Below are 14334 nucleotides of genomic sequence, written 5' to 3' on the forward strand. Positions count from 1 at the left end.
TGTACTGTATGCCTCCATCTGGGCATTTGACACCCTTCTCGTTGGCTGTGATCCTGTTTCAGGGGTTGCCACGATCCCAAAGCTTATAATTCAAGCGACTCTACTGTATGTCTGTCCACAAGCCAGACGGCTCCAGTCTGCTTGAGCTCAAGTACGAGCCGAATCGGCCCCAGCATCTCATTTTGTGATTCCTGTACGACGAGTACAGTATCCTGCTCCGTGTTCTCGATCTCGTAGGGCTCTTCCTGGTTTAGCCATACCGGGGCCTCGGTCGCAATCAACCATATCATTCCATCTTCCTCATAAAAATAAAATGCGGTTAACGTCTTTGCCCATTGGGGAGACATCACGCTCTCAAACTCTGCCTCAATCTGCTTCAGAGAAGCATAGGGTGGAGATCCATCATAGAGTCCAGCCTCCCGGACGACCTTCATAAAGACCGTGCGATAATCATCTGCTATCTTCTCTACCTCGGATTTGTCCAGAGCAGCAACTGCCTCCGCCCCAGCCTCTCCAGCTGTATTAGAAGCTCCTTGCTCGACAGCCGCATTATCTTGAGTTGAAGCTGAAGCCTCCTCTTGAATCCCGGCCTCAGCTGTCTCCGTAAGCGTGTTCTCTGTCCCCTCTAAGGACATCTCTGGGTCAGCCTCTGAATCGACATGCTCTGTCAGCTCCGTATTTGACTCTGATATCCCTGCCTGTACAGGTGGTGCCTCCTGCTCAAATGACTGTGTGATTGGGGCGCAGCCCGCGAGCAGTAAGGTCGCAGTACTACAGCCAAGCCAGTATCTCATTTGGCGCAATGCAGTTGTTCTCTTGATCGTTGACCCTAGTGTACCTGATTCAATCATTCAAACTGCCTCTCCAGCACCTGTGAGTTAAAAGGACTCTTAAGCTTGTAAGCATTCAGACGAGGCTTGCTGGCATTGTTATCGTATATGATCAGATGCTCTCTACTCTTAAGAATGATGTCAAAACGATGTCTTAAATCCTTTTGAATAATCGTGATGTAGTAGCTGAATTTATGATCTGATTTCATGTTTTTGGCAGACTTGACCAGTTGAACCTCATTAAAACCTTTCATAATTTCATGAATCGTTTCCGGATCGGTAATTACAATATCACGCTTCTCGCCTGGCTCGGAAGATAGTCTGGTCAGCTCCAGCGCCGTAATCTCTTCTTCCTGAATATAGTTGGCTACCACTCTCTTGAAGGATGTGAATTTTTTGCCCGCATAGACCATAATTGATACGGCAGCACCCAAAACCAGCGCTCCTGCAATAAAATACTTGTCATTTTTTCTCATCGTTAATTCCTCCTGTCTAGTTGCTGATGCTGTAGCCCACAACTCCAGCATAACCGAGCACAGCTACTTTCAGCAAATTTGCAGTCCAAGCCTGCTAGTATTATCCATTTAGTATAAGAAGCTCATCCTCAAGCCACATCCTGCTCTGCTCCAGTACCACCAGCTCTTCCGAAAGCAGCCTCGCTTGCTCAGCGAGCACGTCAGCTCCGTCTGTCTGCTGCCAGAATCGACTCAGAAAGTGCAGGAATACGTCTGCCTTGCGTAGCTTCATTAATAACGGTAGTGCACTTACCTCCTCGGGAAGCAGATGTACATGCTGCACGTAGCCGTGGCAGAATTCATGAATAGCAATGCGTTCCTGCGCTTCTCCTAGCATACTGGACAGAATGACCGCGGGTTCCATTACCCGGATATCGCGAGTACAAAACTCAAAATCCAGCAGTGCCATCACCTGCGCGGGTCGCTCTGGATGTAGCAGCAGATTGGAGGCATTCAGATCCCCATGTACCCATTGCTGGGGAAAACTCTCCAGACCATGGAGGGCATCATAAATATCTACACAGGTATCAGCCAAATGTCCTAGCTCTGACCGAACGTGCATCAGTTCAACAGGAGGACGGCTACAAAAATCCAGCACTCGCTCACGAGAGCATAAAGGATAAGATTGCAGCAGGTTATAATACGGCGGATAAGCAGGAGTTCTCTCCAGACTCAGGTCAGCCAGCAAGCATGACAGCTGCCCGGTTGCCTCACCCAACGAACGAGCATACTCAGCATAGCCTCCCCTTGGTGAGACACCGTCAATATAGCTGAACAAGCAGGCATATTTGCCACTTCCGTCCGTAAGCTGTACCAGACTTGCTCCATGTTGTGTCAAAATCGGCGCAGGCACTCTATAGCTCAGCCCTGTCTGTTGAAGCGCTGCTAATACTGCATGCTCGAACAGAATCTTGTTCTTGTCCTGATGCGTGTCATAGATCCGCAACACGCTGCAGCAGCTGTCATTATGTATGAACCATGTTGTATTATTCCATCCACCTGACCGCTTGCTGGCAGTTCCACTGAATGCAGGCCAATGCTGCCGAATGAGCTCTGGAATCATTTCTGTACCGCCTTTTCTATAAATCTTATGGTTAAGCCTTTATTAGTACCAATCATCAGTAGAGTTTATCTATTGTAGCTATAGTGTACCTTGCTTCCCCCTTGCAGCACAAGTGTTCTTATAGACGCATATCCACGAAAAAAGACTCATCCCGAGAGCCGGAATGAGTCCTTGATCACAAGAAGGTTTTCAAGAATTTATTTAAGAGGTTATTTAAAAATTATTCAAAAAAATACTTAGAGCACCTTGCTCAAAAACGCCTGTGTACGCTCATGCTTCGGCTGCTGGAACAACTGTGCAGGAACATCTTCCTCGACAATGTAGCCTCCATCCATGAAGATGACGCGATCCGCCACCTCACGCGCGAAGCCCATCTCATGGGTCACCACAATCATGGTAATCCCTTCATGAGCAAGATCCTTCATGACCTGAAGCACCTCGCCCACCATCTCCGGGTCAAGGGCTGAGGTTGGCTCATCAAAGAGTAGCACGGACGGGTTCATAGCCAAGGCCCGAGCAATCGCTACACGCTGCTGCTGTCCGCCTGACAGCTGTTCAGGATATGCATCCCTTTTCTCAGCCAGTCCTACCTTCGCCAGCAGGTTCATGGATGTCTTCTCATTCTCCTGCTTCGTCAGCTTCTTCACATATTTCGGCGCAAGCATGATATTTTCCAATACGGTAAGATGCGGGAACAGGTTGAACTGCTGGAACACCATACCCACGTTCTCCCGAAGCTTATCAATATTCGTGCTTGGTGAGGTGACCTCTACGTCGCCAATAATCACCTTGCCCGACGTTACTTCCTCCAACAGGTTCAGGCAGCGCAGAAAGGTACTTTTCCCTGATCCCGAAGGACCGATGACACAGACAACCTCTTTCTCACGAATGGTCGTGGAAATATCCTTCAGCACCTCGTTGGCGCCGAATTGCTTTTTCAGATTTTGTACGACGATCATCGCGCCACGTACCTCCTCTCCAGAACACGGGAAATGCGGGATAAGATATAGATGATAATCAGATAGAAGACACCTACCGTTCCCCAAATCTCAAACGCTCGGAAGTTGGTGGAGATAATAATCTCACCACTCTGCGTCAATTCTGTAATGCCGATCGCGGACAAGAGGGACGTATCCTTAATCGTGACAATAAGCTGGTTAACGAACGCTGGCACCATCCGCCGTGTAGCCTGGGGCAGGATGACGAGCCTCATCGTCTGGAATTTGTTCAGACCGAGTGAACGAGCCGCTTCGCTCTGCCCTTTGCTGATCGATACAATCCCCGCTCGAAATATCTCCGAGATATAGGCACCAGCATTCAGACTGATTGCGATAATCCCTGCTGTTTCTGCGGGAATACGCATATCCAGGAACACTGGCAAGCCGAAGTAAATGAAGAATACCTGCACCAGCAGCGGCGTACCCCGAATCAAATCAACATATACCGAAGAGATGAAGCGCAGCACCTTATTGGTAGATACGCTCATTAAGCCGGAGATCAGACCAATAATGAAGGCAAAAATCAAGGAGATAACTACAATCTTCAATGTGATGAGCGTACCCTGTAATAGAATGGGTAATGCGTCACCAATGACTTGCCATGAGAAATTCAATAGCTACACATTCCCTTCTATTTAGCAGATGTGCCCAGGTACTTGCTTACAATCTCATCATATTTGCCGTTTTCCTGTACTTTCTTAAGACCACTATTGATCTTATTTAGCAATTCCTCATCGCCCTTGCCAACCGCAATACCGTAGAAATCACCATTCAGACGATCACCTACGATCTTAAGCTTGGAATTCGGGTCCACAGCAATCTTATAGGAAATGACCGGAAAGTCTTCAATAGTAGCATCTGCATTCTTATTCGCTACTTCCTGATACATGGACGGGCTATCGTCAAAATACTTCACAGTTGCTCCGTAGGTTTTCGCCAACTCGTCAGCCTTCACTGCACCGGAGGTTCCTTTTTTGATCGCAATGACCTTGCCCTTCAGGTCTTCTGGCTTCGTAATATCCGTGTTGTCCTCGTGTACAATCAGGGAAAGACCTGCTTGATAGTAAGGCTCAGAGAAGTCTACAATCTGTTTGCGCTCATCCGTAATGCTGATGCCTGCAATCGCACCATCCAACTGCTTGGAGGTGATGGACGGGATAATCCCCTTGAAATCCATTGGCTTGACTTCAACCTCGAACCCTTCCTCTTCGGCAATCGCATGGATCAGATCAATATCAATACCTACATACTTGCCATCCTGCTGGAATTCAAAAGGAGGATACGTTGCATCTGTACCGATGATATACTTTTCAGAATTGCCTGCACTACTTGATTGATTCGCAGCACCGCATGCTGTTAGCGACAAAGCTAGAAGCGAAGTCAATATAATGGATACTGTTTTTTTCATGTGATAACCCCTTTTCCCGATTAGTATAGGTTCGGATCGAACGTTCGACCGCCTGAACTCCGCCTGCTGTATAGCTATCTGCTTTTCCCTTGCCTTCCCCGTGTCAGGTTCGTTTGTCTCTCTATGATTCTGTATGTGACCTGAGGATTTCTGAGAGAAAGCTATACATGTGGCATTTCTTTGAACGTATTTTAGTGTCTGACCTACATCAACCGACATGATCCTACAAAAATAAGAGTCACAAATTATGAAATTAAAATTGACACACATCAGAAAAACTTCAAAAAAACACTCAAAATCCATGATTTCACTCTATAAATAACATGTAAAGTCATTATAGCTAACAATAAAAATTCTATTTGTTATTAAAAAACAAAAAAATCCAAGCAGCACACGAGATACATCGTAAATGCTGCTTGGATTTGAAATCAGATTTTATTAATGACACGCTAGCCGTTCATTTTCTCCAGCGTCTCCATATAGAATACGTGCAGGAATTTTTTGATATTGACCTTCCCCTTATCTACAGGCTGTTCCTCCTCCATCGCTCTCATCTTCATTCTCACATCCTGAAAGTCGAAGTACAACGGCGCATAATGCTCAAACTTGGGATTACTGTAATCCGTAAGGCCGATGGATGCCATATTTGTCAGCGCGGCTAAAATGGTCCGGCGAATACGCTGCTCAATCGCTTTGCTCTCCTTCTCGACCTCCTTATCCGTCTCTTTATAGGTCTGGGCAACGGCTTCATACAGCTCCTTAAGAGAAGGCAGCTCTGTCACCTGCTTATGCTCGATCATATACTCCATCATGGCCATAATGTCCTTACTGCCGTTCTCGCCAATAATGCCAAGGTCCATCAAGAGCGGGCGACACACCTCGCGGACCGAACGAATCTTGGGCGCAGCCGGAGATTCACCAATGTTCAGCTTTGCAAGTGATTGTCGAATCTCCAGTAGATAGCGCTCATACTTCCACTGTTCATTGACTTTGCTGAGCACATGCTCCACCTCAACACGGTTAATAGGCTTATGAATGAAAAATTCTATGCCTTGCTGGTAGGCAGCGCCGACCATGTCCTTGTTCTCAACCTGCGAGATCATGATAAATTTCCCCGTAAAGTCATTCGCCTTGAGCTTGGCAATCGTCTCAATTCCATCCTGATCCGGCATCAACAGGTCCATGAGCACCACATCCGGCTTCAAATCCAGAATCATCTGGGTGCCTTCGAGGCCGCCGTTCGCCGTTCCCTTCAGCTCCCCCATGGAAGACTCCTCGATAATGTCCTCCAGCATGCTCCGGCTCACGATATCATCATCCACGATTATAATAGAAAGCTTCATCGGCACTGCCCCCCTTCATAATGCTGGCCTTCGGTAGTCTAGTCACAAATGTCGTACCTCGCCCGTGCCGCTTCATCTCTACCGTAATGCGCCCTCCCATGGAATGTACAATATCACGCACATGGGACAGGCCAATGCCCGTAGCCGCTATGCCAGCTTCATTGTATTTGGTCGTGTACCCAGGTTCAAATATAACTTCCTGCTTGGACTCAGGGATTCCCTTACCGGAATCCGTCACAATGAAATATACATCGTCTATCCGTTCGAGGACTTGAATTCGGATGTCCCCCGTATCATCAATAGCCTCTACTGCATTTGCAATAAGATTGTTCATCACCGTCAGCAATGCGATATAATGCGGAGAATCACAGTCATATTGCTGCTCCTTGTGAATGTGGACGTTTTTACCCAACATTTCGCTATATTTCAGATTTCCCTTAATTGCAAAATCGAGCATTTCCGTCAAGCTCATATGCACGATCTTCTCACGATCGTAGAGCTTCACGAGACCAGCCAGAATTCGCTGTGAGTCCTTCTTCACCTCATGGATTTGCTGGGCAATGCCTAGCGTACGTTGACTATATTGCTTCAGCTCACTGGCTTGCAGCTCACGGTACAGCTCATAGCTTGCTGCTGTAATCTCTTCGATCGTATTCATGGCTTTCTGCAGATAAAATACCTCTCCATACAGCCCCGAGCTCACGTTCAGCATTTGCTCAATTCGCTTCTCCTGCTCCGCATGAATCAGTCTCATCTGCCGAATGCTGATGCTATTGTACAGCCCTGTGACAAAATAACTCCGCAGTCCGGCTACCACAAGCAAGTACAGCCATTCCCGCAAATGAAATATATTCGTGCCGCTCAGCACTCCGCGAACCAGCAGCTCCAGAATATTCGAACCGAAATCAATGGCTGTAATCCAGCCTCCGATCAGCAAGGGCTGAGAGATATGCAATCGACCCTTCAGCATCCCGAGCGCATAGGCAAAAGCAATGTAATATAACCCTGCACCGAAGTTATTCAGCATGCCGTCAAGAATGGATGGGGAGCTCGTCTGAACGAGCCAATCAATCGACTGAAAGATGAAGCTAACGATACCCGTCAGAATTCCTGTCTTGACATATGACAAATGAGGCATCATTAACAGAAAAAATAAAAAAATGCTTACCCCGAGCCCAATGCGAAACAAGTCTTCCTGAAAAGGGTTGATCTTGAACTGCGCCCCAATGGCGGTAGCAAAAGCGACTATTGTCATTTGCACATTTTCATTTCTGACCCAGCTTCGTATCTCTTTCACCCACTATTTCTGACATTATGTATGGTTAGGCTACATGTTTTCATTTTAGTTTTAGTGTTATATATACTAACATAAACTTCCTCTATAAGAAATACTAAATTCAATATGCCAAACGAACCAATTACACTGTGACGTACTAACCACCACACATACCATGAATCTGGTGAAAACGTATGTTACGTAGACATCTCCTTTGCAAGTGCAGCTGACTACAGCGCTAATATACTACAGTGATTAGATAGAGAGGAGCTAGCTCCTCTTGGACATATGGTGGTCTAGCGTAGTCGCGGCATCAAGGGTCTTTGCATCATCGGTAGACCTGTTACTATACTGCCCCTGCGTCACCCTTTTGTAACCTATTCCTGGTTCAGCAATTGCTCGTCGAACCACACATCCTCGTAATCTTCCGCAATTACAAAACGCCAGCCTGGCGCAAGACCGAGATACTTCCTGATCTTGGGGTCCCATTCATCAATATGAACTACATGCAGCGGTGCAAAAAAATCATCGGCATCCGAATATTCGTCCGCCCATATATACCAGCCGGTCGTATCTCCTTCTGGTAGAAGACGCAGACCATGGATTGGCTCAAGCCCCTCCTTCACATTCCAGGCAATGCCCACCTTCAGATGGGCTTCACTCTCCATGTATTCCGCACCATATTTACGGCAGATGCTTAATTGCTCTGGTGTCGCTGCCTTTTCTTTCATGCCAGACCCTCACTTTCATGTACATACCTTAACCAGATCAAATTTCTATATAGAGCAGCTTCTAGCATGCCAATTTAATATTCATCAAAGGAAGTAGTTTTTGTTATTTATGATCCAGTATCTCTCTACAATGGGGACTTGATCTAGGAAGCTCTCATACGTTCCAACCCAGCCAGCTGGCACATAGTATTCAAAAGAGGCGGGCTCGGGATAAGCAGATATTAGATATTTTTCATCAAAATGAACGAGCAGAGCAGGTAGGTAGTCGGTTAAAGGACTTTCGACATCTGACTCCATCCCAACTGTATGTAGTAGTAATTCACTCAATTCTGCTGTACTTACCTGAAAATCACGGATCTCATCTAAAAAACGTTCAGCAGTGTGTTCATCTAATATACCAATATGGTAACGGTACGCATAATTCCCTTGATCAGGCAGCTCGTAGCCTTCGGCCAAATACGCATGCTCCAATTTTACTAGATCCAGGAACCAATACTCCTTCTCGGTGACATACCAGACCCATTTGTCTCTAAATATAACTGCCACTAATATATTCTCGCCATATTCGAGCTTTGCTTTCAAAACAATCACCCGCTCTCATATCTTCAACACGGTATATGGAACCTGTTCTGACTACATTTTTATGACTATTATTATAGCTGGATTTTTGTCTATTGTCGTGAGGAATGGGCATGTGCTAAGGCAGTTAGTAGAATACGTATGCTCTTGTCGTCATATAAAAACAATATACGACAAATATTTACAAACTAGTCTTTTTGGCCTATTGTATTAGTGACAGTATAAAATTAGCCAATTCCCCATCCGATGGGATACAGAGAAGGAAGAGGTTCTTTGAAAAAGATTACTTTATTCACACTTGTTCTCGCGTTATCAGCTGTGCTCACCGCATGTGGTGGCAAGACAGAGACTACCAGCTCAGAGCAGACCACGCCACCAGCCACGACTCAGGAAGCACCGGCAGCTCAAGCAGCTGTTGAGACTGCTGCTGAGGAGCCATTAGCTGAGGAGCCGGTAGCCGAGGAACCAGCAGAAGTGCCTCAAGCGCAAGGAGATACCATGGCCGCTGATTTAATGAACGAATTAAATGCCGCACTCGTTGATGGAGAGACTCTCGATCCAAAATCATATGATTTCCTCGTAGCCCATGCCGATCTGTTCCCGGCTACTACAGCTGAAGCCAAGAAAGAAGCTGCAAAGCTGGTTGACAAAAACGTGTCTTCAAGACATCTTTTCAAAAATATTAATCCTTATCTAGACACGATGGTGACTGTAAGTGGTTATGTTCTTGAAATTACGGAGGAAGAATCCGCATACGGAACCATTGCCTTTATACATATCATTGACGAGAATGACAACTCCATTACTGGCATCTATAATAACGAAACAGGCGACATCCTGGATGGCGACGATGTAACCTTGCGTGGTGTACCTGTCTCAAACTACTCGTTCGATAATCTTGGGGGCGGAACAACCAATGCTATACTGTTGGCTACCTCTACCGTTCAAAAAGCGCAATAATACTCTAGCCCTTCGGGGCTTTTTTTGTGCATTAGAGCCTACTCATACATACATGCTAGCGATTAAAAAACTTATAGACATAGTCCTCTATACTTATGACCCTCGTGTGACCCTCGGGTTCAAAAATTACTATGCGCATTCCGGAAGGCTTTTCAGTATGATAAGGATAGTTAGACCGTTAATTATGCAATAAATTTAATATATGCAGGTATATAGCCTCAGAGGTCGATCGGAAAATCTGTAACATTTAGCAACCGATCCCTTGGATCGTGCGTATAATTCAATCATCTACGAAATGTGACTAATGACAGAAACAGAGGGATTACCTATGAGCAACGAATTTGTGGACCGGGCAGAGGCGTGCTACCAGCAGTCTGAGCAGCAAGCAAGGCACTACTTTACATGGTTGAATGAACAGATGATAACCAAAGAATATATTCAGGCGCTTACACAGGATTTTAAGGAATGGCAGCCAGAGCATGTACACGGCTCTTCGTCACGCGCCGGGTGGCTTAACTGGTCCCTCCCAAGCCGCAAATCGATCACGGCTACCGTCGAGACCCTGAAGACACAGATTACCAAGCCCTCATTACGCACACCACGCGAGTATATTCAGTGGCTTCGTCATGCGGGTAAGCTGGATGCGTATTTAGAGCGAAGTGTCTCGTACATGTACATGCGCGATCTGGGCAAGGATCTGACAGACAGCCGCACTCAGCTGCGAATCGAGGCTACTGTAGCGGATATTAAGAAAACTTTGCTGCGACCGGACAAGGACCAGACAGGTAGCTTCGCTAACGACCTGAGCTGGACTGCGCTGTATCGCTGGTCCCAGAAGGAAGGCGTTGAACGGGCCGTAATCTGGGTCATGGATAAAATCAAGCTCGCCGCCGCCATGATCCCGGAGGGACTAAGTGCAGAGCATGCCCAGCGTAAGCTGATCAAGATCATCATCGGTGTCGTGCAGCATGTGCTGGATGAGCTAGAAGAGGACACACCAGCAGCAGAGCGTACACGCAGGCTGGATGAGGCGATCCGCCTCGGCTACTCGTATGGGCTGACCTATCCGTTTATAGATGATTTGCTGGATTCTACCGTACTAAGCCTGGCAGAGAAGGAACGTTATTCGGACATGATTCGCACCGCGCTATTGACCGAGGCTGTTCCTGAGCTAGAGCAATGGGACGGCCCTAATGCCGAACTGGTCCGCTATGTACACTCCGAGTTGAGCGAGGCATTCGAATATATCCGACAGCAGCTGAAGCCGGAGCGAAGAATCAAGTTCTTCGAGCAGGCTTATGTATTTTTTGAATCCCAGCAACGGGATCGCATCAAGGAATTGTCATACGCCCATTATTCCAACGAGGATCTGTATCTCCCGATCATTCTCAAGGCAGCCTCCTCCAGATTAATCGTGCGCTCCGTCCTTAGCGCACCGGAGGATCAGGATTTCGAATTACGCACCTTCTATTATGGTCTTTATAATCAATTAGCCGACGACTTTGCGGATGCGTTCGACGACATGGCAGCAGGTGCGGTAACACCGTATACGTATTATTTGCAGCACCATGAAGCCCGTCCGGATCTGATCAATCCCTATGAGCTATATTGGGCTGTTATCTTCTATCTGATCCATCAGGTGTATCGTGCTGACCCGCAGACGAGAGAGATTATCCTGGATCGGGCCATCAACGGTCTGAAGCGCCGCAAGGAACGTCTGGGTGCGGAGCAATATGATGAGTGGATGAAGCGCTGGACCGCAGACTCGGCTGAATTCCACCAATATGTGCAGGAGCTGGTATCCCGTGCGGATGATGTGGATTTCTTCGATAAGCTGCTGCGAGACCAGATGGTCGAGTCATTGAAGCGCGACCGTGAGGAGCAGGCCCTCTTCCAGGAAAGAGTAGAACAGACCCGTGAAGAGATTCGCAGCCAGCTTCCGTTGGCCCCGTCTACAGATGAGCCACCGATCTCCGAGCTCTTGATGCAGACCGTGAACTACAGCCTGAACGGGGATGGCAAGCTGCTGCGGCCCATTTTGGCTTCCGTCATGGGTGTGCACGAATACGGATTGGATGCGTCCGCGATTGCTCCGCTGCTCAGGTCCCTGGAGTACATGCACACTGCCTCCCTGATCTTCGACGACCTGCCTTCACAGGACAATGCGGATACCCGTCGCGGACGCCCTACTTTGCACCGGCTATACGGCAGCGGTACTGCCGAGTTAACCGGGATCTATCTGATGCAACGTGCTACGGAGGAGCAGGCGGCCTTAAGTACACAGCATTTTGGCGCACAGTCTGTGCTGCAGCTCATCCGTTATTCCTCACGTAAAGCGCAGGATATCTGTATGGGCCAGAGCCTGGACCTGCACTCTAAGGGCGAGCAATTAACGCTGGAGCAGTTAAATACATTGTGCTTTTACAAGACAGGGATTGCTTTTGAAGCTGCACTCGTCATGCCCGCTATCCTGGCACAAGTGGAGGAAGCCGAGATCGAGGTTCTACGGACCTTCGCCTTTCATGCAGGAATTGCCTATCAGATCAAGGACGATCTGCTGGATGTTGAAGGAGATGGGGACGTGCTCGGTAAGCCTGTCGGTCAGGACACGGATAATCAGCGCTCTACCTTCGTATCTGTCCTGGGTCTGGACGGTGCGAGACAAGAAATGTGGGAGCACTACTGTCTGGCCATGGAGGCCTTGCGCGACTTACCAAGACAGGTGCCCTTCCTGAAGCACTTGGCCGGATTTATCATTCATCGTCAGTATTAATACGTATTTCGTAAGGTTAACGAACGGCAAGTCATAGGGTAATGGACAAATTCGAAGGGGAATAAGTAACTTCATAGCGTAATAAACAAAACAGCAGCGCGATAGGAGTCAATGGGGACAGATACTCATGGGCTCCTATCACGCTGCTGCTTCTATGTTTTCTGGACTACTTGTTGCGTTGCTGATCTATGTTTGTCGTCCTTCAATCAGTTGCTTGCTGTTCCCCTACTGGGTTTGCATCAAATTGAAGAGCACTCATCTGGGCATCCACCCAGGTCTGCCATTCGTCGTGGCATGTACGCTTCAACGCAGATGAACATGTTAATTGATTAGTAATTCGTTTATATAAGCGTGCTTAGGAATGGCTTGTTCAGGCAGAATGAACTCTATTCCAGTGTATTGGTTGTTATGAAGATCAGTTGTACAACTGTGTGCTTCTTCTCTCGCTACTGTCTTATCAGCTCTGAATAAGATGGTCCAAGCGCCCTCCGAATATCTAATTGCAATCAGGTCATTAGGCTCTAAATGATCCTCAATCAGGTTTTTGCTGGTAAAACATACCCCAAGCCATTCGTCTTCAGCATCAAATAATAAGTCGCAAGCAATTTCATACTCTCCTCCATTATTTAGTTGCTTACACTGCTCGCTTGAAAAGAAATATAAATATATGAGAGCTGAACCTCCCTGTTTATACAAGGTTATCTTCATCTTATGTCCCTTCTTATTCTGACCAATTATTCAATATCCATTGTTTAATTTCTTGTGCCACTTCTTTTGGTGAAAGTTCAGACGTATCAATGGTCGGCATCGGTGGATTAAAGGCAGTGCTTGAATTTTGTATTAACCAGTTTGCAAAATTCTTATATTCTATAATGACACTGTCTTGCCATCCTCTTGCCTTTAATCTTTCTTCACGGATTGAATCATTGCAGTGTAAATTTATATAAAGAATCCTATCAAACTTATTTTTGTGGTCAGCAGATTCTATATTCTCTGGAATCATAGTTCCGAAGAGAACCGTGCCACGACCACTTAGAGAGATACTATAAGCAATTTTCAACCAATTCGCTTTTGCTATATCCCAATCCACATTATTGATAATATCCATATCAAATATATCAAAATCAGGAAGCATCTCACGGACAATAGAACTAGTAGTAGTTTTACCTGTCCCACTAGAACCTGTAACTACAAATAAAGGTAATTTCTTCACGGAATCCCTTCCTTATCTTTGGATCAGTACAAGACAAAACTTTCGTAGAAACAGCCCTTACATATACAGATGCTTGAATATTATGTTTGCAGTCGTCAGTGCATCCTTGGCTCACCCAACGTCAATTCTTGTTCAACGGCTTGGTCAGTATTATTTCCAGTGGTTCATTCTCAAGTAGTAAACATCCTGCATCCCTATATCCAAGCTTCCTATAAAAATGTTGAGCTCCTTCATTGGACTGTGTTGAGGTCATAACCATCTCAAATCCTTTTTGGCTCATCAACTCTTCCCAATACCGGACAACTTTCTTACCGATCCCTGCTCCCCTGTACTCCTCATCGAGCCATATCATATTCATGAATGGTGTATTGTCCCAAAAAAATCCGTATCTCATCCACCCTATTGCTTGATCACCGTCTCTAATGATTAGAATTTCATTTTGTTTGATTTTGGTTCGTATAAGCGACTTATGTATATGCTTGTCTCTAAACAAAATAAACTCATAATCTGATTCCATCGCAAAATCAATTCTCATCACAGTTCCCATCGTAGATCCTCCACTTCCCCTTTTTTGGAATCTATTCTTGGATAACATTTAGGCACTGGCATCTGATAACGTTCCTGTGCTCACGAGTCCCAAGCCTA

At 46.5% G+C, this 14334-nt stretch carries 15 protein-coding genes; 2 read left to right on the plus strand and 13 right to left on the minus strand.

Features of this window, described 5'->3' with window-relative positions; genetic code table 11:
* Positions 1-83 precede the first annotated feature (83 nt).
* From D328_RS0100835 to D328_RS0100880, 10 genes are all read right to left on the minus strand, one after another.
* Positions 84-851, minus strand: a complete 768-nt coding sequence (locus tag D328_RS0100835) for a hypothetical protein (RefSeq protein ID WP_018883040.1) — start codon at positions 849-851, stop codon at positions 84-86.
* A complete protein-coding gene (locus D328_RS0100840; protein WP_018883041.1) occupies positions 848-1306 on the minus strand; it encodes a hypothetical protein in 459 nt (152 codons plus the stop codon). Before D328_RS0100840 ends, D328_RS0100835 begins: the two co-directional genes overlap by 4 nt.
* 100 nt (positions 1307-1406) lie before the next feature.
* On the minus strand, positions 1407-2408 hold the full coding sequence (locus D328_RS0100845; RefSeq protein ID WP_018883042.1) for a phosphotransferase: 1002 nt from the start codon (positions 2406-2408) through the stop codon (positions 1407-1409).
* Between the two features lie 236 nt (positions 2409-2644).
* A complete protein-coding gene (locus D328_RS0100850; protein ID WP_018883043.1) occupies positions 2645-3367 on the minus strand; it encodes an amino acid ABC transporter ATP-binding protein in 723 nt (240 codons plus the stop codon).
* Complete coding sequence (locus D328_RS0100855) at positions 3364-4020, minus strand: amino acid ABC transporter permease (RefSeq protein WP_018883044.1); 657 nt, start codon at positions 4018-4020, stop codon at positions 3364-3366. Before D328_RS0100855 ends, D328_RS0100850 begins: the two co-directional genes overlap by 4 nt.
* Positions 4021-4037: 17 nt before the next feature.
* Positions 4038-4814, minus strand: coding sequence for a transporter substrate-binding domain-containing protein (locus tag D328_RS0100860; protein WP_018883045.1), 777 nt, complete (start codon positions 4812-4814; stop codon positions 4038-4040).
* Positions 4815-5263: 449 nt separating this feature from the next.
* Positions 5264-6157 carry a response regulator gene (locus tag D328_RS0100865; RefSeq protein WP_018883046.1) on the minus strand — a complete coding sequence of 298 codons (894 nt, stop codon included), beginning with the start codon at positions 6155-6157 and terminating at the stop codon, positions 5264-5266.
* Positions 6129-7412, minus strand: a complete 1284-nt coding sequence (locus D328_RS0100870) for a sensor histidine kinase (RefSeq protein WP_018883047.1) — start codon at positions 7410-7412, stop codon at positions 6129-6131. Before D328_RS0100870 ends, D328_RS0100865 begins: the two co-directional genes overlap by 29 nt.
* Positions 7413-7810: 398 nt before the next feature.
* Entirely contained in the window at positions 7811-8164 is a 354-nt protein-coding gene (locus D328_RS0100875) for an immunity protein Imm33 domain-containing protein (RefSeq protein ID WP_018883048.1), read from the minus strand.
* 84 nt (positions 8165-8248) lie between these two features.
* Positions 8249-8746: a hypothetical protein gene (locus D328_RS0100880; protein ID WP_026280955.1), complete on the minus strand. Its 498-nt coding sequence runs from the start codon at positions 8744-8746 to the stop codon at positions 8249-8251.
* A gap of 270 nt (positions 8747-9016) precedes the next feature.
* Here D328_RS0100880 and D328_RS28150 point away from each other — a divergent pair, with 270 nt between their 5' ends.
* Both D328_RS28150 and D328_RS0100890 read left to right on the plus strand, forming a co-directional pair.
* Entirely contained in the window at positions 9017-9703 is a 687-nt protein-coding gene (locus tag D328_RS28150; protein WP_018883050.1) for a hypothetical protein, read from the plus strand.
* 328 nt (positions 9704-10031) lie between these two features.
* A complete protein-coding gene (locus D328_RS0100890; protein WP_018883051.1) occupies positions 10032-12476 on the plus strand; it encodes a polyprenyl synthetase family protein in 2445 nt (814 codons plus the stop codon).
* A 321-nt stretch (positions 12477-12797) separates the two neighbouring features.
* Here the strand turns inward: D328_RS0100890 and D328_RS0100895 are convergent, their stop codons facing one another.
* The 3 genes from D328_RS0100895 to D328_RS0100905 form a co-directional block, all read right to left on the minus strand.
* Entirely contained in the window at positions 12798-13184 is a 387-nt protein-coding gene (locus D328_RS0100895) for a hypothetical protein (RefSeq protein WP_018883052.1), read from the minus strand.
* Between the two features lie 13 nt (positions 13185-13197).
* The gene (locus tag D328_RS0100900; protein ID WP_018883053.1) at positions 13198-13689 is read right to left on the minus strand and encodes an AAA family ATPase; all 492 of its coding nucleotides are present in this window, start codon (positions 13687-13689) and stop codon (positions 13198-13200) included.
* A gap of 121 nt (positions 13690-13810) precedes the next feature.
* Positions 13811-14224, minus strand: coding sequence for a GNAT family N-acetyltransferase (locus tag D328_RS0100905; RefSeq protein ID WP_025676443.1), 414 nt, complete (start codon positions 14222-14224; stop codon positions 13811-13813).
* Positions 14225-14334: the final 110 nt, after the last annotated feature.

It is taken from the genome of Paenibacillus massiliensis 2301065 = DSM 16942 (assembly GCF_000377505.1).
Lineage (GTDB): Bacteria > Bacillota > Bacilli > Paenibacillales > Paenibacillaceae > Paenibacillus > Paenibacillus massiliensis.